Origin of the sequence: Mesorhizobium sp. WSM3862, assembly GCF_002294985.1 — a bacterium.
Taxonomy (GTDB): domain Bacteria; phylum Pseudomonadota; class Alphaproteobacteria; order Rhizobiales; family Rhizobiaceae; genus Mesorhizobium.
Genome location: NZ_NSGE01000006.1, coordinates 289,814 through 306,610 on the forward strand (window position 1 = coordinate 289,814; position 16,797 = coordinate 306,610).

Annotated in this window: 24 protein-coding genes and 2 tRNA genes; 5 read left to right on the plus strand and 21 right to left on the minus strand. The window is 62.2% G+C overall.

The genetic code is table 11. The features are described 5' to 3' along the window. Positions 1–127: 127 nt before the first annotated feature. Positions 128–532 carry a DUF982 domain-containing protein gene (locus CK224_RS20450; protein ID WP_095782978.1) on the minus strand — a complete coding sequence of 135 codons (405 nt, stop codon included), beginning with the start codon at positions 530–532 and terminating at the stop codon, positions 128–130. 241 nt (positions 533–773) lie between these two features. Continuing rightward, a complete protein-coding gene (locus tag CK224_RS20455) occupies positions 774–2,024 on the minus strand; it encodes a phospholipase D-like domain-containing protein (protein ID WP_245322485.1) in 1,251 nt (416 codons plus the stop codon). A gap of 367 nt (positions 2,025–2,391) precedes the next feature. Between CK224_RS20455 and CK224_RS20465 the strand changes: the two genes are divergently transcribed. Both CK224_RS20465 and CK224_RS20470 read left to right on the plus strand, forming a co-directional pair. Next, positions 2,392–2,742, plus strand: coding sequence for a DUF768 domain-containing protein (locus CK224_RS20465; protein ID WP_095777394.1), 351 nt, complete (start codon positions 2,392–2,394; stop codon positions 2,740–2,742). Then, positions 2,723–3,010, plus strand: coding sequence for a hypothetical protein (locus CK224_RS20470; protein WP_066993818.1), 288 nt, complete (start codon positions 2,723–2,725; stop codon positions 3,008–3,010). The genes CK224_RS20465 and CK224_RS20470 overlap by 20 nt, the downstream gene beginning before the upstream one ends. 28 nt (positions 3,011–3,038) lie before the next feature. Here CK224_RS20470 and xth read toward each other — a convergent pair whose 3' ends face one another. Both xth and CK224_RS20480 read right to left on the minus strand, forming a co-directional pair. Continuing rightward, a complete protein-coding gene (gene xth, locus CK224_RS20475; protein ID WP_095782980.1) occupies positions 3,039–3,827 on the minus strand; it encodes an exodeoxyribonuclease III in 789 nt (262 codons plus the stop codon). A gap of 58 nt (positions 3,828–3,885) precedes the next feature. Next, the gene (locus tag CK224_RS20480; protein ID WP_066993812.1) at positions 3,886–4,095 is read right to left on the minus strand and encodes a hypothetical protein; all 210 of its coding nucleotides are present in this window, start codon (positions 4,093–4,095) and stop codon (positions 3,886–3,888) included. A gap of 153 nt (positions 4,096–4,248) precedes the next feature. Here CK224_RS20480 and CK224_RS20485 point away from each other — a divergent pair, with 153 nt between their 5' ends. Together CK224_RS20485 and CK224_RS20490 are read left to right on the plus strand one after the other, a co-directional pair. After that, on the plus strand, positions 4,249–5,130 hold the full coding sequence (locus CK224_RS20485) for a hypothetical protein (protein WP_095782981.1): 882 nt from the start codon (positions 4,249–4,251) through the stop codon (positions 5,128–5,130). Positions 5,131–5,523: 393 nt separating this feature from the next. After that, positions 5,524–5,730 (plus strand): hypothetical protein, encoded by a 207-nt coding sequence (locus tag CK224_RS20490; protein WP_095777391.1) that lies wholly within the window; start codon positions 5,524–5,526, stop codon positions 5,728–5,730. 144 nt (positions 5,731–5,874) lie between these two features. Here CK224_RS20490 and CK224_RS20495 read toward each other — a convergent pair. From CK224_RS20495 to CK224_RS31365, 10 genes are all read right to left on the minus strand, one after another. Beyond that, a tRNA-Phe gene (locus CK224_RS20495) sits at positions 5,875–5,950 on the minus strand. A gap of 157 nt (positions 5,951–6,107) precedes the next feature. Further along, positions 6,108–6,329 carry a DNA gyrase inhibitor YacG gene (gene yacG, locus CK224_RS20500; RefSeq protein WP_095782982.1) on the minus strand — a complete coding sequence of 74 codons (222 nt, stop codon included), beginning with the start codon at positions 6,327–6,329 and terminating at the stop codon, positions 6,108–6,110. Then, a complete protein-coding gene (locus CK224_RS20505) occupies positions 6,326–6,952 on the minus strand; it encodes a Maf-like protein (RefSeq protein WP_066993800.1) in 627 nt (208 codons plus the stop codon). The genes yacG and CK224_RS20505 overlap by 4 nt, the downstream gene beginning before the upstream one ends. A gap of 19 nt (positions 6,953–6,971) precedes the next feature. Beyond that, positions 6,972–7,190 carry a translation initiation factor IF-1 gene (gene infA, locus CK224_RS20510; RefSeq protein ID WP_006200926.1) on the minus strand — a complete coding sequence of 73 codons (219 nt, stop codon included), beginning with the start codon at positions 7,188–7,190 and terminating at the stop codon, positions 6,972–6,974. Positions 7,191–7,386: 196 nt separating this feature from the next. Next, positions 7,387–7,851 (minus strand): low molecular weight phosphatase family protein, encoded by a 465-nt coding sequence (locus CK224_RS20515; protein WP_095782983.1) that lies wholly within the window; start codon positions 7,849–7,851, stop codon positions 7,387–7,389. Then, positions 7,839–8,324 carry a UPF0262 family protein gene (locus tag CK224_RS20520; protein WP_066993793.1) on the minus strand — a complete coding sequence of 162 codons (486 nt, stop codon included), beginning with the start codon at positions 8,322–8,324 and terminating at the stop codon, positions 7,839–7,841. The genes CK224_RS20515 and CK224_RS20520 overlap by 13 nt, the downstream gene beginning before the upstream one ends. A 2-nt stretch (positions 8,325–8,326) precedes the next feature. Continuing rightward, positions 8,327–9,619 (minus strand): histidinol dehydrogenase, encoded by a 1,293-nt coding sequence (hisD, locus tag CK224_RS20525; RefSeq protein ID WP_095782984.1) that lies wholly within the window; start codon positions 9,617–9,619, stop codon positions 8,327–8,329. 9 nt (positions 9,620–9,628) lie between these two features. Continuing rightward, on the minus strand, positions 9,629–10,060 hold the full coding sequence (locus tag CK224_RS20530; RefSeq protein ID WP_095782985.1) for a DUF2948 family protein: 432 nt from the start codon (positions 10,058–10,060) through the stop codon (positions 9,629–9,631). A gap of 78 nt (positions 10,061–10,138) precedes the next feature. After that, positions 10,139–11,431, minus strand: a complete 1,293-nt coding sequence (murA, locus tag CK224_RS20535) for a UDP-N-acetylglucosamine 1-carboxyvinyltransferase (protein WP_095782986.1) — start codon at positions 11,429–11,431, stop codon at positions 10,139–10,141. A 142-nt stretch (positions 11,432–11,573) separates the two neighbouring features. Continuing rightward, the gene (locus CK224_RS31365) at positions 11,574–11,750 is read right to left on the minus strand and encodes a hypothetical protein (protein WP_095782987.1); all 177 of its coding nucleotides are present in this window, start codon (positions 11,748–11,750) and stop codon (positions 11,574–11,576) included. A 226-nt stretch (positions 11,751–11,976) separates the two neighbouring features. Between CK224_RS31365 and CK224_RS31370 the strand changes: the two genes are divergently transcribed. Further along, positions 11,977–12,074, plus strand: a tRNA-Thr gene (locus CK224_RS31370). A gap of 48 nt (positions 12,075–12,122) precedes the next feature. Here CK224_RS31370 and CK224_RS20550 read toward each other — a convergent pair. The 7 genes from CK224_RS20550 to CK224_RS20575 all read right to left on the minus strand — a co-directional run bounded on the left by CK224_RS20550 (position 12,123) and on the right by CK224_RS20575 (position 16,517). Further along, positions 12,123–13,286, minus strand: a complete 1,164-nt coding sequence (locus CK224_RS20550) for a tyrosine-type recombinase/integrase (protein WP_095782988.1) — start codon at positions 13,284–13,286, stop codon at positions 12,123–12,125. 199 nt (positions 13,287–13,485) lie between these two features. Further along, positions 13,486–14,373: a DNA adenine methylase gene (locus CK224_RS20555; RefSeq protein ID WP_095782989.1), complete on the minus strand. Its 888-nt coding sequence runs from the start codon at positions 14,371–14,373 to the stop codon at positions 13,486–13,488. Beyond that, entirely contained in the window at positions 14,370–14,624 is a 255-nt protein-coding gene (locus tag CK224_RS20560) for a hypothetical protein (protein ID WP_141245834.1), read from the minus strand. Before CK224_RS20560 ends, CK224_RS20555 begins: the two co-directional genes overlap by 4 nt. Next, positions 14,621–14,881, minus strand: a complete 261-nt coding sequence (locus CK224_RS20565) for a hypothetical protein (RefSeq protein WP_095782991.1) — start codon at positions 14,879–14,881, stop codon at positions 14,621–14,623. The genes CK224_RS20560 and CK224_RS20565 overlap by 4 nt, the downstream gene beginning before the upstream one ends. Then, complete coding sequence (locus tag CK224_RS31375; RefSeq protein WP_176477967.1) at positions 14,865–15,032, minus strand: hypothetical protein; 168 nt, start codon at positions 15,030–15,032, stop codon at positions 14,865–14,867. The genes CK224_RS20565 and CK224_RS31375 overlap by 17 nt, the downstream gene beginning before the upstream one ends. Before the next feature lie 7 nt (positions 15,033–15,039). Continuing rightward, the gene (locus CK224_RS20570; protein ID WP_095782992.1) at positions 15,040–15,480 is read right to left on the minus strand and encodes a MucR family transcriptional regulator; all 441 of its coding nucleotides are present in this window, start codon (positions 15,478–15,480) and stop codon (positions 15,040–15,042) included. 221 nt (positions 15,481–15,701) lie between these two features. Further along, the gene (locus CK224_RS20575; protein ID WP_095782993.1) at positions 15,702–16,517 is read right to left on the minus strand and encodes a glycosyltransferase family 25 protein; all 816 of its coding nucleotides are present in this window, start codon (positions 16,515–16,517) and stop codon (positions 15,702–15,704) included. Positions 16,518–16,797 lie beyond the last annotated feature (280 nt).

The following is a 16,797-nucleotide window of genomic DNA, read 5'->3' on the forward strand; positions in this document are numbered from 1 at the left end:
GTGCCGCCCTGCGTTGGACGGGCAATGGAGCAGCTTCGTTCAGATTTCGCGCCGATCGCACAGCCCGGTTACTGGCTGGCCCTGCTGCTTTTGTTGCTTCCCTATGGGGTCGGCGTGTTCTTCCTCATCAGGACGTGCCACTGCCTGTGACTTGATCCGCTGCCTCGGCGGCGTCGAGCTCGAGGCAAGGCGCGCTCGCGCAAATCCCGGTCTGGATCGCCCAGCTGACGAACACTTTCCTGGCCGCGGCGACCGGCCCGCGGCCATCATATGCCGCGCAGCAAGCGTCGCTGGCCAAACCGTGCAGGCGGCACCGCTTCTCGAACGGCCACTCCTCCAGGAATTCGATGGCGTCCATCGCGCAACGGATTTTCCTCACGCCAAATGGCACGTCATCAACAAGGACAGGTTCAGCGAACACATCAGTGCTCATTGCGCCTGGTTCTGCCGCGCCGTGGTCGTGACCATAGTTGTCGCTTTGCCGAGAAATCAAAGCACGCCCAACGGGCTCCCCGAAGACATTTGGGCCCATGACCTTCCTCCGCTTGATGCGCCAATCGCCGGCAGGCCAAACAGATGCTCAGCAAGGTGTTGGGCATGTGCCGGCGGCGCTGAGGTGAAATATTGGAAGCGCGATTTTCGGCGTCAAGAGCCGCCCCGTGGCGGCCGACCCTGGCTCACCTGGGGTGGGTTGGCAACTCCGCCGATCTGGGTGACGGGCGGCCGAAGAGACAAGCAGCGGCTGGTGTTTTGCGTTCGGCTCCAGGGGCTGACTAGAGCTGCGCGTGGAGCGTGCTGGCCAGCCAATCGGTGAACTTTTCGCGCATGGGACGCGATCTCCATTCGGCAAGGCTGATCTGCCTCGAGCGCTTCAGATCTTCGTTGAATAAGTCGATCTGCGTTCGTGCGAATTCCTTGCCATAGACGTTGAGCGTGGCCTCATCGTTCAAACGCAAAGACCGCTGGTCCAGGTTGGTGGAACCGAAGCTCGCCCAGACGTCGTCCACGATCAGCAGTTTGGGGTGATACATCGTGGGCTGAAACTCGTAGATCCGCACCCCGGCCTCGAGCAATTTGCCCCAGAAATAGCGCGAAGCTTTGCGGACGATCGGAACATCCGTCAGGGAATTGGGAACGATCACATCGACGGCGACGCCTCTTTTTCTGGCGTCCAATATCTGCTGCAGGGCGATGTCGTCCGGGACGAAATAGGCCATGCCGATGCGCAGGTGGTCTTTGGCCGCGGCTATGGCGGCCAGCATCATCAGCTCCATGTTTTCGGAGCCGTTCGGCTGCGAAGAAAGGATCAGCTGGGCACGGAGCGCACCCGCGGCTTCGGGCGGCAGGTAGAAGTTCTCGCCCTGCAACGTCTCGCCCACTGTTTCCAGCCAGTTCTCGGCGAATGCCGCCTGGAACCCGGGCACAGCAGGCCCTTCGATCTGGTAGTGCGTGTCGCGCCACTCATTGGGGTTGCGCGCATCTCCCAGCCAGTTGTCCGCGATGCCGACCCCGCCTGTGAAGGCGACCCGCCCGTCCACAATGAGCAGCTTGCGATGCGTTCGGTTATTGACGCGGTCGAGCGTGTACCAGTGGATCGGCCGATAGCGCTCGAACCGAACGCCAGCACTCGTCATGATTTGGATCAGCTTCTCATCGAAGGGAAGACTGCCAAGCCAATCGACGAGCACGCGCACTTCGACACCCTCTCGGGCTTTCGCAGCCAAAGACGTGGCGAACTCGTAGCCGACCGAGCCCGACCAATAGATGTAGGTTTCCATGTTGATGGTCTTTCGGGCCGAACGGATCGCTTGCAGCATGGCGGGAAAAATCTCGTCGCCGTTGACGAGGGTCTGCACGGCGTTCGCCTCGAACATCTGCCCCTGCGAATAGCTGCTCATGCTCCTTGCGAATTGCGGATCTGCCGCATCGAAACGGTGCGGCACGATGGTGCGGATGACACGGGTCTCGGGGATCAAGTTGATCGCGAGCAGCGTGACCAGACTGGCGACAAGCGCGACGGCCAAATACTTGAGGCTGCTGAGCAGCCTCCGCCGGTTCCGACCAAATATCACCTTTCACGCGCCCGCTGGAGGCGCCAGGGTGGCCGCCCCATACCAATTCAGACTTTGCCGATCGAAAACGACACACAGTGCTGCGTAGGCCAGCAGCACCAGGAATGCGGCGGGACGGGACGCTAAAGTGCCGATTGAGGTGAGGAAACTCGTTATCGGGTGATTTGCCATGCTCAAGAACTGTTGATCCTGACGCAGGTTCCAGCCTTGAGCCGGGAGTCTGAAGTGCAAGCCTGAAGCTATAACAACTTTCGACCAACGCCTGCATCCTTCGCAGGCAATCGGCGTTGAAGAAGGATCCTAGAGGGCGGGTTTAGACATGGACACGAAGCCAACTGACGCTGACACGGTTTCCGCTCAGGAACCGGATATCATCGTGAACAAGACCGCACATTTCGTCGGGGAATGGATCGACGAGCACAAGGCGGAAGCCGCAGCTGCAATCCCGGCCGAAATCGCCGCCGAGAAGCTCGCCGAACAATGCATCGCCGATGCCGAAGGCCTGGGAATACTGGCTGAGGATATCGGCGACGAAGTCGGCGATCTCAAGCAATACATCGCGGAAACAGTGCTCGGAGACGAAACTTCCAGCAACGGCAAGATTGAGAGCCCGCCCGATCCGCTCCCGGCGGCGCCGAATGGAGAAACCAATGCCGAAGTTCCGTTTTGAGTTCATCGAAAGTACGGCGCAGCCGGCCATCCAGGTCGACATGGAAAATTTGGATGCCGCCAAGGCCGAGGCGAAACGCGCGGCTAAGGAGGCGATGCTCGATGGGATTGTCGAAGGCGTCGACCCGACATCGTGGGTTACGAGAATCTACGACGAAGCGGGGTATCTGGTCGCCACGATCGGATTCCAGGACCTTGTGGCCGCGCCCCAAGCTGTCGGACAAGCGCACGAACAGACCGATGAGCCCGGCGTGATACGCTCGGGCTGATGCCGCTCCTGGGCAGGCCATCGGAACCTCAGTCGAGCTTTCCAGGCCAGGTCAGCTCGATCCACGCCGGGGCATGATCGCTTGGCCTTTCCAAAGCTCTTACCGCAGCATCGACGCCCGCCCCTCGCAGCCGGTTTGAAAGTGCCGGACTGATCAGGAGATGGTCCATTCGCAGGCCGGAGCTCCGGTCATAACCGCCCCGGTAGGAGAAGTTCCAGTAGGTGTAGACCCCCTTCTCGGGATGGATCTGCCGAACCGCATCCGTCCAGCCCATCTTCAGCAAATCGGCGTAAGCGTCACGACTCTGCGGGAAAAACACTGCATCGCCCAACCAGCGCGCCGGCACCACCGCATCAATCGGGGTTGGCACCACGTTGTAATCGCCGCACAGGACCGTTTCCTCTTTAAGCAAGGTCTGGGAATAGCTGATCAAACGCTGGAACCACGCCAGCTTGTAATCGAATTTAGGTCCAGGCGCGGGATTGCCGTTCGGCAGATAGATGCAGCCGATCACCAGCCCATCCACCTCGGCCTCGATGTAGCGGCTGTGCGTATCGTCCGGGTCGCCTGGCAGTCCGCGCCTGCGCTCCTGCGGCTGTTTCCCACGGCCCAGAATCGCTACGCCGTTGTAAGATTTCTGCCCATGCCAGACGGCGCAGTAACCAGCCTGCCGGATCGCCTCGGCAGGGAACTTCTCATCGGATGTCTTGAGCTCCTGCAGGCAGACGATGTCATAGCCGGTTTCGCCAAGCCATTTCAGGAGGACCGGCAATCGCCCATTGACGCCATTTACGTTGAAAGTAGCGATCCTGGTCATCCGGTTATCTTGGCCGATGATCTCTCCGGGCAGTCACCCCGATACTTGGTTTGGAATACTAGCTGTCTTTCTTGTAGGATTTGGCGGCCTCATCGATCTTGCGCCAATCGTTTCCGTGGCGCCGCACCAGCTCCCGCGCCTGGGCCGGCGAGATGTTTTGCGTTTCCACGATATGGTTCACTTCCGTTTCTTCGCCTTTCAGCGGGCGCGAACGTGGCCTTCTGGGCCGGCTCGCCGCTGTTTCATCTGCATCACGTCGTCTCGCCATGGGCTGACCTCTCCTGATCCGGATTAACCGTCGAATGCCGGGAAGGTTTCCGCTCGCGGTTCCTCGAGCAGTTCGGCTTGTCTCGGCTGTGTGGCTTGAACCCAAAGAACTTGCGCGGCGTTCCTTGCGAGCAGAGCTAGCGAGCGCAATCCGATGGAAAAATCCGAAGCCCATTTTGAACCGCAGAAGCCTCGTGGTGCCGAAGCGCGCTTCCCGTACGATCGAGCGGCAGTTGAGCGGTTCCAGCTTGCGTTTCCGCGCGCGAGGTGGAGCGACGAGCGCAGGAGCTGGTTCGTGCCCGGAAAAACGGCGGCGCGGCGGATCGAGCGCTGGCTGGCGCAGGAGACGGCGGCTCGCGCAGTCCATGACGACAGTAAGGGGCGGGATGCCTTCGCCTTCGATCCACTGTCGAGCCACTATCTGGAAGTCGCGGACGACCTGCGCATTCGCACGCCTTATTCGAAGACCGTGGTGGAGGAACTGCGAGCGGTTCCATGGGCGAGTTGGGACGACGAACTGCGGGTCTGGCGGGTGCCTTTTCGCGCTTATGAGGAGCTGCGGCGCCGTTGGCCAAGCATCGAAAGAGCCGCCCAGCGCGCCGAGCCGGAGGAGAGGAAACGCCGACGGGAGGCTGGTAAACACTCCGATGAGCACAAGGCCGCCAGGCTGCGCCATGCCGAACGCAGGCGCCGGCGCTATCCGGTTCCAGCCGAAGACCTGCCTCCGCTCGGTCGCGCCGTGGCGACGGTGCAGTATGACATTGTTGTCTTCACCGGGATTTCAGGCGAGCTCGCTCACCCCTCTGAGCCGGCGCCGTTCTACCCACAGTCGATGGAGACCGGCTTCGGCGCCGTTTGGGCGAGGTGGCGGCCGCCGACCTTGGCTGAACTGATCAAGACATGGCCGGCGCGGCGTCCTGCCGGGTCAGCGGAACGATCGAGAGGGTGGTGGCAGCCGACGCTTGGCGAACTCAGAATCGCCCGCCGAAAGGCGAAAAGCCTGGAGCGGAGAAAAAGTTCGCGAAGTGCCGATTGATATTCTTGGCTCCATGATGGCTGTCACATGACAAGCGAGCCGGGCCGCCGGGGCTCGCGAACCCGATTTTCATCTTGAGAACTCTTTGATTGCTGGAATGTCGCAGACCGAAAAGGAATTTCGGGTGCGATTTCAGCCACGCGGGACCGGCATCCCCGCAGCCAAGCACGCGAGCTCATCGACTTGATCGGCATCGACGCAGCTTCGCGTCTTGGGCAGGCGCGCCTTCTCAAGAAGACGTAACCGCTCAGGCGCGATTTTCATCACGGCCTCATTTGTTAGCGCGCGACTTGCCGGAGAGGCGTATCACCCCTTTGTCGTTCGTACCGAGTAGTGAGGCAAGCGGACGCTTGAAAGCGGTATCGTGCTTTCGCCCCTGGCCAGGAGGCACGCATGTCCCTGCATGGTGTTTTGGATTCCACCCAACTTGAAATCCTCTCAAAAGCTGTCCATCGCTATTGTTCAAGGCATGGACTTGAGAGCGAGGAAGACCGCCAGTTGGTCGCCATGAGGGCCATGAGCCTTTTCGGCCAGGGCACAACTGACCTTGACCGGCTGTCCGCGAGACTGGAAAAGCTCGGCGAACCTGGGCACGGCTAACCGGCTGGCAAGCGTGCAGCCGTAACGGCGCCAGCGCAGCGCTCCCAATCCCGCCAAATTGCGCCAGCAAAAAGATCGCCAACCCCAGCTGCTTGCTGCAGCGTAGAAGCTTCGGTCAAAGCGAATGTGGGGAGAAGAGGGTGATGGTGCCCAGAGGCGGATTCGAACCACCGACACGCGGATTTTCAGTCCGCTGCTCTACCAACTGAGCTATCTGGGCCTGCGCCGGCTAACGGGATCGTCCGCCGGGTTTCACGGAAGCGCCGGGTGGCGCCCCCCTCGAAAGCGCGTGGGTTATAGCACGGGAATTCGCCCTGTCCAGCGCTTAGGTGTTGATAAAGAAAAATCGCCGGGAAACGGCGTATTGCTACGGGCCTTCACTGCCCGTCTGTGGACGAAGGGCCTTGCTTGGGGCCTCCGTCTTCTTCCTCTGCGTCGTCGCGGCCGGGAATGACGTAGGCGCCTTTCAGCCAGCGATTGAGGTCGATGTCCTTGCAGCGTGTCGAGCAGAACGGATAGTGCTCCCGCACCGAAGGCTTGCCGCATTCGGGGCAGGGGCGCTTCGGCCTCAGCGGCGTGACCTTTTCGTCCGGGCTCATGGCCGCGCGACGTGCCAGTTCTTGTGCGGCTTGAAGCCCTCGCCGGACAGCAGTGCGATACTTTCGTAGAGCGGCAGGCCGACCACATTGGTGTAGGAGCCGACCAGCTTGACGACGAAGGAGCCGGCGAGGCCCTGCACGGCATAGCCGCCGGCCTTGCCGCGCCATTCGCCCGACGCGACATAGGCGTCGATCTCCTCGCGCGGCAGTCGCTTGAAGCGCACCCTGGTCTCCACCAGCCGCTGCCTGAGCTTGCCGCCCGGCGTGATCAGGCAGATGCCGGAATAGACCCGGTGCGAGCGGCCGGAAAGCAGGCCGAGGCAGTTCACCGCGTCGTCGATCGTCTCGGCCTTGGGCAGGATGCGCCGTCCCACCGCCACCACCGTGTCGGCGGCCAGGATGAAGGCCGGCGCATAGTCTTCCTCGCTTTTCAGCGAGGCGAACGCCTTCTCGGCCTTGTCCTTGGAAAGGCGCTTCGCCAGCGAGCGCGGATGCTCGGCGCGCAGCGGCGTCTCGTCGACATCGGCGGGCAGCACGCGGTCCGGTTCGATGCCGGCCTGCTGCAACAGCTCGATGCGACGCGGCGAACCCGAGGCAAGCACGAGCTTCTGCAGAATGCTCATCGCGGTTCGCGCCGAATTGTTACTTGAAGCGGTAGGTGATGCGGCCCTTGGTCAGGTCGTAAGGCGTCATTTCGACCAGGACCTTGTCGCCGGTCAGCACGCGGATGCGGTTCTTGCGCATGCGGCCGGCCGTGTGGGCGATGATTTCGTGCTCGTTTTCGAGCTTCACCCGGAACATCGCATTGGGCAGCAGTTCCGTGACCACGCCCGGAAATTCGAGGACTTCTTCCTTCGGCATTCGATACCTTTGCTTGGATGGCGGTTCCGGGGCTTAGAGCATGATGCCGAAAAGTGTGAAGCGGTTTTCGGACGACATCATGCTCTACTCTTGATCTGGAGCCGGACGATTTCAGGTCGAACAGACCTGAACTCGTCCGACTCCAGCCGGAATTTGCGGCGGAACCTATATGATAATCGCCCGCTTGTGAACATGCTTAATCCGTCGCGTTTTTTGCTTCCGGAGGCAAGAAACGCCGGCTTATGCGCGTCTTCAGCCGCTCTCGCACATCGCGATAGGCGGCCATGATATGCTCGCGTGTGCCGCCGGTGTCGGTCGGGTCCGGCATCGGCCAGTACTCGACCTCGACGGCGAGCGAGCGGGTAAGCTCGAGCGCGGCGTGGTGCGCTTCCGGCGCCAGCGTCACGATCAGGTCGAAATAATCGTCTTCCAGCTCGTCAAGCGTCCTCGGCTGCCGCTCGCCGAGCGTGAGACCCTCTTCGGCAAGCACGGCATCGACGAAGGGGTCGCGCTCGCCGCTGCGCACGCCGGCCGAGGCGACGAAAGTGGTGGCGGGCAGCATCCGCCGCGCCAGTTGCTCGGCCATCGGCGAGCGCACGGCATTCATGCCGCACACAAAAAGAATCGAATGCGGCAGCGCGGCCAGGACTACCCCCGCCAGTGCAGCACGCAGACGAGCGTGAACAACCGGCGCGCCGTGTCGAAGTCGATCTCGATCTTGCCGGCGAGCCGGTCCATCAGTGTTTGCGAGCCCTCATTGTGCAGGCCGCGGCGGCCCATGTCGATTGCCTCGATATGGCTGGGCGTGGAGGAGCGGATCGCCTCATAATAGCTTTCGCAGATCAGATAGTAATCCTTGACGATACGCCTAAGCGGCGTCAGCGACAGGATGTGGGTAACCACATCGGCGCCATTCTGGCGGCTGACGGCGAACACCAGGCGCGACTCGGCCAGCGACAGCTTCAGCCTGTATGGGCCGGCGCCATCGTCGTTGACCGGCCGGAAACTGTTTTCCTCGATCAGGTCGAAGATCGCCACGGCCCGCTCATGCTCGACATCGGGCGTCGAACGCCCGATCGATTCGTCGAGCTCGACGTCGATCAGCCTGTCGCGGTTTTGGTGGTGGCCGGACATCGCTACATGTTCAGCCTGATCGCCACCGATCGTGCGTGGGCGTCGAGCCCTTCCGCCTTGGCGAGCGCGATGGCCGCCGGCGCCAGCGCCTTGAGCTGCTCCGGGCCGAGCTTCAGGATCGACGTGCGCTTGACGAAATCGAGCACGGACAAACCAGACGAGAAGCGCGCCGAGCGCGCGGTCGGCAGCACGTGGTTGGAGCCGCCGACATAATCGCCGATGACTTCCGGCGTGTGGCGGCCGAGGAAGACGGCGCCGGCATTGCGCATCCCGGCGAGGAAGTTTTCGGCGTCGTCGAAGGCGAGCTCGACATGTTCGGCCGCGATGCGGTCGACCAGCGGCAGCGAAGCCTCGATCGTCGGCACCAGGATCACGGCGCCGAAATCGCGCCAGCTCGCCGCGGCCGTCGCGGCGCGCGGCAGCCTCTTCAACTGGCGCTCGACCGCCTGCTCCACCGCCGTGCCGAATTCGGCATTGTCGGTGATGAGGATCGACTGCGCCGACGCGTCATGCTCGGCTTGCGCCAGCAGATCGGCGGCGATCCAGTCCGGATCGTTGTCCGCGTCTGCGACGACCAGCACTTCCGACGGCCCGGCGATCATGTCGATGCCGACGCTGCCGAACACTTGGCGCTTGGCTGCCGCGACATAGGCATTGCCCGGCCCGACGATCTTGGCGACCGGCCGGATCGTCTCGGTGCCATAGGCGAGCGCGGCGACGGCTTGCGCGCCGCCGACGCGGTAGATCTCGGAAACGCCGGCAAGGTCGGCCGCGACCAGAACCAGCGGATTGATGACGCCGCCGGAGGCCGGCACCACGATCACGATGCGCTCGACTCCGGCGACCTTGGCCGGCACGGCATTCATCAGCACCGAGCTCGGATAGCTCGCCGTGCCGCCGGGCACATAGAGCCCCGCGGCTTCGATCGCGGTCCAGCGCGAGCCGAGCTCGACGCCGGCGGCGTCCGTGTAGCGGTCGTCCTTCGGCTTCTGCCGCTCGTGATGGGAGCGGATGCGGTCGCGTGCGAATTCGAGCGCCGCGACTGTGGCTGGGTCGGCCGCGGCGTATGCCTTTTCGATGTCGGCCCTGGAAACGGCGATGCCGAGCCTGTTGAGATCGGCCTTGTCGAATTTCAGGGTGTAGTCGATGAGTGCCTTGTCGCCTTCGGCGCGCACGCGCGCGACGATGTCGCGCACCACCGCTTCGACGTCGGCTGACACCTCGCGCTTGGTGGTGAGGAATGCCGAAAAACGCAGCTCGAAATCGGCGTCGGTCTGGCTAAGCGTGATGGCCATTGTCGGTGCTCAGGTCCTGTGAACCGGGCGCGAGGTGGCTTCCCAGGAGCCGCCGACATCGGCGAGCCGCGCCTCGATGCACTCGACGTCGAGCATGATCGTGCCGCCTCCGGAAAAAACCAGCTCGATGATGCCGGCCGGCTTGCTGAATGCGACGAAGCTGACCGCCAAGAGCGACAGTACCTCCGCCGGCTTGTCGCGGGCGATACCGCTGGTCTTGGCGCCGAGCACGCGGTCGAAATGCAGCACGCTCTGCCGCCGTTCATTGTGCTGGCGCAAGAAGCCGGACCTCGCCTCCCAGACGAAGCGGTTCATGGTCAGCACGAAACGTTTGGCCGCCGGCAGGTATTCGAGGTCTGAGACCTTCATCACGGCGTCCTGGACGTGGGCCGAGATGATGCTCAGATCCTGGTCGTCGAGCGCTATGAGCTTGAGGGCCATGCGGAATGCGCACCTGAAGGTTGATTAGTCAATCTTCTGTTATGCGGTCTTTCCGCTCTGCGCAACCGAGGCGCTTTGTCAGCCCGAAATCCGCTCGATCACCGCGCCGCAGCCGGAAAGCTTCTCCTCCAGGCGCTCGAAACCGCGGTCGAGGTGGTAGACCCGGTTGACGGTGGTTTCGCCTTCGGCGGCAAGGCCTGCGATGACCAGCGACACCGAGGCGCGCAGGTCGGTCGCCATGACCGGCGCGCCCTTCAGCTTGGCGACGCCGTCGACGATCGCCGTCTGGCCGGACAGCGTAATGTGGGCGCCGAGGCGGGCAAGCTCCTGCACATGCATGAAGCGGTTCTCGAAGATCGTCTCGGTGATGCGCGACTTGCCCTTCGCCATCGTCATCAGGCCCATGAACTGCGCCTGCAGGTCGGTCGGGAAGGCGGGGAAGGGCGCGGTCGTCACATCCACCGGTGCGATGCCGGCGCCGTTGCGCTTGACGCGGATGCCGGCATTGGTCGGCGTGATCTCGGCGCCGGTCTCGGCAATGACGTCGAGCGCGCTCTGCAACAGGTCGGGGCGCGCGCCTTCCAGCACCACGTCGCCGCCGGTCATCGCCACCGCCATGGCATAGGTTCCGGTCTCGATGCGATCGGGAATGACGCGCACGCGCGCCCCCGACAGCGCCTCGACGCCCTCGATGGTGATGGTGGAGGTGCCGGCGCCGTGGATCTTGGCGCCCATGGCGATCAGGCATTCGGCGAGATTGACGATTTCCGGCTCGCGGGCGGCGTTTTCGAGTACCGTCTCGCCCTTGGCGAGTGAGGCCGCCATCATCAGCACATGGGTGGCGCCGACCGACACTTTCGGGAACACGTAGCGGTTGCCGTGGAGACGACCGTTCTTGGTTTTGGCGACGACATAGCCGTTGTCGACGTCGAGCTCGGCGTCCAGCGCCTGCAGGCCTTCGAGGAAGAGGTCGACCGGGCGCGTGCCGATGGCGCAGCCGCCCGGCAGCGACACCTTGGCCTCACCCATGCGGGCAAGCAGCGGGCCGATAACCCAGAAGGAGGCGCGCATCTTGGACACCAGCTCGTAGGGCGCGGTGGTGTCGACGATGTTGCGGGCGGAGAAATTGATGGTGCGCGAATAGCCCTCCTGCTGCTTCTCGCGCCGGCCGTTGACGGAATAGTCGACGCCGTGATTGCCGAGGATGCGGATCAGTTGCTCGACATCGGCCAGATGCGGCACGTTTTCGAGCGTCAGCGTGTCGTCGGTGAGCAGCGAGGCGATCATCAGCGGCAGCGCCGCGTTCTTGGCGCCCGAAATCGGAATGCTTCCGGCAAGCTCATTGCCGCCGACAATTCTGATGCGATCCATGAAAGAACGTCCCCTCGGCCCGGACGGGCCGGTTTCAATCGGTTGAGTATGTCCGGCTCTAGACTATCGGCCGGTGCGGTTCAAGAAATAGGATTTCCCCATCTGTGGACCGAGTGTGATCGGCCAGTGTGGCTGATTTCGGTTAGTCCTTGTGCATTTTTCCAGCAGTCGGCAATCCTTCCGGCCGATCGTCGGGATTGCCATCCCGCCGCGAACGGGCCTGCGCCTTGCGCTTCTGCAGGTTGGCACGCAGCGCCTCGGCCAGCCGGTCCTTGCGCTCGCCATCGCGTTTTTTCGGCGGATTTGCCTTGTCGTTCATCGCCGGTCCTCGCCGGCGGATAGCCGGCTGTGGTTCACGCATAGTTAACATTGTGGCGCCGCCATGTCATCGAAGCCTGCCCGCAAGCGGCTTCCACAGCCGCGGCATTCGACACCTGCCGCGGGAAAACCGCGCAGCGATTTCGCAACGACGACATGCGTCGTTTTAAGGTTTTCTTGGCCTTGCGCTTGCCGGTTCGTTATGGCAGAAGCGCCGCCATCGCAGGCTGCGGTAGCTCAGTGGTAGAGCACTCCCTTGGTAAGGGAGGGGCCAAACTGTAACCGCGCAGTTTTCCCAAGCAAATTCAAATTGTTGCGCGACCCATCATTTTCGACTGGTGTAAGGTCTCGGTGCCAATATGGTTCGGTGTGGTTACGATGCCGTCGACCGCTTCTTTGAAGCGACACCGCTTTTCGTCTCACTGTCGCCATTCGCCGGCCGTCGAGCCTTCTTCTTTCCGAATACCTTGTCGATGACGCCCTTGCCCTTCTTGGCGTGGGTGTAGTTCTCGACGAGAAGCTTCTTCGTCTTCCAGCGGCCCTTGAGGGCCGTGGTGGCAACATCGACGCCGTTCATCACGATCATCTCGGTCGCGAAGCTGTGGCGGCCTGGTTGATGGGTGCCGAGATATGGGATGCCCGCCTTTTCGCAGATACGCATTATATCCTTGCGCAGAAAGCGGGTCATGAAGCCGAAGAGCCGGTTATTGGGTTTCTTGGCGCCTCGCCCGCTGTGGCGCGGGCCAGCTCGCCTATTTTTCCCCCAGGGAGTGCGCGCCTCCCATGACGCCAACCTTTCCCGCTTCCATTCCCGGAGCTGCTGGATTTCGTAGACCATTTCAACGGTGAGGTCCGCCTCACCATCCTCGCCGTTCTTCATGTCGCGGAAGATCACCTTCCTGTTCACCAGGTCGACGTCGGGGGAATCGTCTTCGAGCTTGATCGCGTCCGAGATGCGGGCGCCGGTCTGGAATATGAACAGCATCAAGGCACTGAGGCGGGGATCGTCGCTCGCCTCACGGAAATCGTCGATGTAAGAGCGATCGACGGCGCGCTTGGGCGGCGCGGTCGAAACCTTGACGTCACGATCCTTCTTCGTGAAGCCCTTGATCAGCACCTCGCGGCATTTGCCCTCGTCGGCGGCGAAGTTGATGACGGCGCGGGCCGGGATCACCACCTGTCGGTTCCAGGTCGTGTAGACCGCTGCCGGATAGATCGCTTTCGCGGCGGCGCGCACATCCGAGCCCGTCATGTCGGAGATCCTGGTCTCCTTGAAATGCTCCAGCAATGGCCGGATGAAGCGGTCGTCTTTGCCGGCGTCGAGGTAGAGCTCAACGGCTTGGGCAAAGGTGAAGCGGTCCTTCGGGTCGAGGTCGATCTCTTCCTGGGCACGCAGCTCGCGATTCAGGCGGACCTTGTTCGCTTTGGCTTCGTCAGTTTCGCCAGTGCTCTCGTGTATGCGCTGCTCGCCTTTTTGGGTGGGGACCGTTCCGGTGAGCCACCAGAACCGGCCGCGCTTATAGATCGTGAGCGGCATGACGCATTACCCCATATAAACAACTCATCGATCTGCCGCGGCGAGATCAGCACCTGCCTGTCGACAAAGTAGCAGAGGCCCGTCTTGATTGCCTTCTCGCGCAACGACCTGGCGGACATACGCAACCCTTTGTCGCGAAAACGCGACGACCAGTATTCCGGCGTCTTCGACACGGTCAGCACTTCGGGCGGCTGGTCGTTCATGGCGCGACCGAAAACAACGGGGTGCCGTGACCGCCGGCATGGCGGCCGGCTGCATCGTCGAGCGCGTCGGCGCAGGCCGGATTGAGCCAGATCACCTCAGTCCGCTCCCGGGCGCCGTCGGCCAAGGTGTCGGTCTCGAAGCGCCTCCAGCCGGACAACAGATCATCGTAGACCTTCGAGGGGTAGCCCGAGAGCACCACCATTCCGGCGAGCTGGCGCAAGCCTTCAAGAAGCTCCAGATGCTGCTCGTGCGTCAGTTCGTGGCGATACCCGTTCTTGTTCCGGGAGAGGTATTTCGTCGATCGGGTGGCGGGCAAATAAGGCGGGTCGACGTAGTGCAAGGTCGAGTGTCGATCGAGCCGCCGCATGAGGGCGAGCGCGTCGGTGTGTTCGATCACGACGCCGGCCAAGCGCGCAGTGAAGGCAGGGATGGCCTGCGTCCAGGATGCCCACGACTGCGCCGGCAATGCGCGCCCGTTCGAAAGATTCGAGCGGAAGCCAGTCGTATATCCGCGCGTCACGGCGTCGCTGCCGTGTCCCTGGAATGACAAGACGATCGTGCGTCGGGCCTGCTCGACGGGATCCTCGCTCGGGGTATAGGCCTCCTGCAGCTCGAGCCGAGCAAACGGCGTCAATTCCAGAAGTTCGCGCAGGCGCGCGGCCGCCGCAGGATCTCGTAGCACGCGAAAGACGTTCACGCATGCGTCGTCCAGGTCGTTGTAGCATTCGGCCGGTCCTGGCGCTTTCTGCATCAACACACTGGCCGCGCCGCCAAAGGCTTCGACATAGGCCTTGTGCTTCGGGAAATGACTGATGATCCATGGCGCGAGACGCCACTTGCCGCCGTGCCAGCGGAGCACCGGCCGGGTGGGTGCTTCGCTCATGCGGTCTCCAGTTCGAAATCGTCTTCCTCGGGCGCGCGCTCGTGCGCATCGATGCGCGCCAGCTCGTCCCATTCGTCGCAGAGGTATTCGTATTCGGACTCGTCGCCGTCGAAGAACGGATGACGGCGAAAGTCCCGATGCATGCGCCAGCGGGTTTCGTTGGCATAGCGACGGGTGTCATAGTCCATCACCCAATCGGGTGGTGTTGTCTTCCACGCGTCGTAGCTGGCCCATGGGTCGCCGAACATCATTTCGACCTTTGATGGGAAAGGCCGGGCAGCGGGAAGGGGTTCGGTACCTTGCCGGCCAGCATGCCGTGGTGCGCCCAATCCTGGGTGTAGTCGCAGAACGGGCAAATCCAGCCGCGCACCGTCGCCACCAGTGCGCCCGTGTCGCCATATGCGTCCCGGTGCTCGCCGTCGCCGCGATTGGGGCAGGTGAAGAGGTGGAGGTGGCCGCACGTTTGATTGTGGGCCAGGTTCTCGACTTGATCAGCGGTGAACGCCATCGGTGGCCTCCTCGACCAACCAGGTCTGCGAATTTCCCTTGAAGCCGAACAGGCTGTCGCCGGCCTCGATGACGGCGACAGCCCCGTCGCGCACCGCCGCGTGAACCACGTGCTCGGGCACGGCCTGGTAAGGCACGGCGGCGACTTTCATGGCGCGCCTACTGGAAGGTGCGGCGCGCGGACGCTTTGGTGCGGATCGGCGGCGCCTTGGGATGGCGGCCGAGGCCAGAGGCTTTCGCCAGCCGGGACCGCGTGGCGGAATAGTTCGGCGCCACCATCGGGTAATCCGCCGGCAAGCCCCACTTCGCGCGGTAGGCCTCGGGAGTTAGGCCGTGGTCAGTCATCAAATGCCGCTTGAGCGATTTGAACTTCAACCCGTTTTCCAGGCAGATGATGAAATCAGGATGGATCGACTTCTTGGGGTTGACCGCCGGCTCCTTCGGCGCGGTCGCGTTGACGACCGCCGGGCCGTCGAGCTTGCGCACAGCGGCGTTCACACTGGCGATCAGGTCGGGCAGTTGCGCGGCCGGCACCGGGTTGTTTCCGACATAGGCCGAGACGATCGAGGCCGTCAGCTCGATATAGTTTTTGTCTTCCATGCTCACTCTCCGTGGTAGGGGGTTTATGTCGTCGAGGTCAGATCGCCTCGGGTCGACCTGGTGACGGGCGCGCGTGCCCGATTGGTGCCGGCGTCTCGAGGAGATCGATTTCCATCATTGCTGGCAAACTGCTTATGCTGCTTCTCTGTGCTACCAAATCGGTGCTTAGTGTAACCATTTTGGTTACAATGAAGTCAAGCAAAAAAGGCGTTTAATTTTCGCTAGGCCTTGGTGCAGAAAGCACCTGGCTGGTCGGCAAACAGGATCTCGGTTCGCCAATGCCGGCGCAGCCTGTGTCCCAGCCGACGCAGCGCCTGCAATACCTTTCGCTGCAGCCAGGGCTTCTCCATCAAGTTCCCGGGAAAGCGAGGAGCGCTGTGCACGGCGAGCGCCGGCAATTCGATCAAAGGGGAACCCTTGGGATAGAAGCTCTGCGTTTGAACGCTGAGGGCCGGGATCATCTGATAGGATTTCAGACTACCGGCGATCCCACAGGCGGGATTGAACTTCACATGGTCGACCGCATCCGAGAACACCCTGGTCATCGCCAAAAGGCGCTCGGCCGCAGTTTTCGAGAGGATGTATCCGCCGGACCCAAAAGAGAAGCTTCGCAGGCGCGCCAGTCCGAACCCGTCGCGCAGCGCAAGTATTGTGCGGTCCAGCCACACCGTTCCGACGACTGTTTCGACCTTGACGAGGTCTGCATCGTCAGGAATCCAGCTGGCCTCCTCAACCAGGAACAGACCTGCCCGCTTGGAGATCAACATGTCGTCTTCGAAAACGCAGCCGTAAGCGTCCTGGCCCGACGCGATCCGCTCCCAGCATTTGCGATGGCTCAGGAAGCAGCCCACCTCTTCCGGCGTCATCAGGGCGACCCCGGGGACGGGCCTGTAGACGTCCGAAATTTCGGCATCGGTGAGTAGCCGCCCGTCCACCGCCGGGACGCGTTCGAAGGCTGCCCCGATCGAGGTGAGGCGATCCTTCATCCGCTGCCACCTGTCGGGGCTGCGGTCGAGGTTGATGATGTAGGATTTCATGGCAAATGCTGAGCCGCAGCCTTCTTGGCTTGGTAAAACCTGCGCTGCGCGCGTCTCATTCTATTATTAAAGGTTGCCAGGAAATAAGATCCCGGCATTACGCCAATTATACCAACTACCGGGTTCTTCGGCTGAACAAGATAAAACATCGAACAAATTATACAAGTATAAATAAATATAAACAACACGGTGGCGAAACCATCTTGCCACATACTATTTTGTGGGAGCTGCTCCGCAAGCCACGGTGTTACCAAGGGGTTCCTGTCCCAAAATTGGTCGA

Bases quoted from the DNA above. Each gene is read 5' to 3' on its own strand.
- CK224_RS20550 (WP_095782988.1), bottom strand. From the start codon at position 13,286: ATGCCGCTCACGATCTATAAGCGCGGCCGGTTCTGGTGGCTCACCGGA.
- CK224_RS20575 (WP_095782993.1), bottom strand. From the start codon at position 16,517: ATGAAATCCTACATCATCAACCTCGACCGCAGCCCCGACAGGTGGCAG.
- CK224_RS31375 (WP_176477967.1), bottom strand. From the start codon at position 15,032: ATGAAAGTCGCCGCCGTGCCTTACCAGGCCGTGCCCGAGCACGTGGTT.
- CK224_RS20520 (WP_066993793.1), bottom strand. From the start codon at position 8,324: ATGTCCGGCCACCACCAAAACCGCGACAGGCTGATCGACGTCGAGCTC.
- CK224_RS20465 (WP_095777394.1), top strand. From the start codon at position 2,392: ATGGACACGAAGCCAACTGACGCTGACACGGTTTCCGCTCAGGAACCG.
- CK224_RS20555 (WP_095782989.1), bottom strand. From the start codon at position 14,373: ATGAGCGAAGCACCCACCCGGCCGGTGCTCCGCTGGCACGGCGGCAAG.
- CK224_RS20470 (WP_066993818.1), top strand. From the start codon at position 2,723: ATGCCGAAGTTCCGTTTTGAGTTCATCGAAAGTACGGCGCAGCCGGCC.
- CK224_RS20530 (WP_095782985.1), bottom strand. From the start codon at position 10,060: ATGGCCCTCAAGCTCATAGCGCTCGACGACCAGGATCTGAGCATCATC.
- CK224_RS20505 (WP_066993800.1), bottom strand. From the start codon at position 6,952: ATGAGCATTCTGCAGAAGCTCGTGCTTGCCTCGGGTTCGCCGCGTCGC.
- hisD (WP_095782984.1), bottom strand. From the start codon at position 9,619: ATGGCCATCACGCTTAGCCAGACCGACGCCGATTTCGAGCTGCGTTTT.
- CK224_RS31365 (WP_095782987.1), bottom strand. From the start codon at position 11,750: ATGAACGACAAGGCAAATCCGCCGAAAAAACGCGATGGCGAGCGCAAG.
- yacG (WP_095782982.1), bottom strand. From the start codon at position 6,329: ATGAGCCCGGACGAAAAGGTCACGCCGCTGAGGCCGAAGCGCCCCTGC.
- CK224_RS20565 (WP_095782991.1), bottom strand. From the start codon at position 14,881: ATGGCGTTCACCGCTGATCAAGTCGAGAACCTGGCCCACAATCAAACG.
- murA (WP_095782986.1), bottom strand. From the start codon at position 11,431: ATGGATCGCATCAGAATTGTCGGCGGCAATGAGCTTGCCGGAAGCATT.
- CK224_RS20490 (WP_095777391.1), top strand. From the start codon at position 5,524: ATGTCCCTGCATGGTGTTTTGGATTCCACCCAACTTGAAATCCTCTCA.
- CK224_RS20450 (WP_095782978.1), bottom strand. From the start codon at position 532: ATGGGCCCAAATGTCTTCGGGGAGCCCGTTGGGCGTGCTTTGATTTCT.
- CK224_RS20570 (WP_095782992.1), bottom strand. From the start codon at position 15,480: ATGGAAGACAAAAACTATATCGAGCTGACGGCCTCGATCGTCTCGGCC.
- CK224_RS20560 (WP_141245834.1), bottom strand. From the start codon at position 14,624: ATGATGTTCGGCGACCCATGGGCCAGCTACGACGCGTGGAAGACAACA.
- CK224_RS20480 (WP_066993812.1), bottom strand. From the start codon at position 4,095: ATGGCGAGACGACGTGATGCAGATGAAACAGCGGCGAGCCGGCCCAGA.
- infA (WP_006200926.1), bottom strand. From the start codon at position 7,190: ATGCCGAAGGAAGAAGTCCTCGAATTTCCGGGCGTGGTCACGGAACTG.
- CK224_RS20485 (WP_095782981.1), top strand. From the start codon at position 4,249: ATGGAAAAATCCGAAGCCCATTTTGAACCGCAGAAGCCTCGTGGTGCC.
- xth (WP_095782980.1), bottom strand. From the start codon at position 3,827: ATGACCAGGATCGCTACTTTCAACGTAAATGGCGTCAATGGGCGATTG.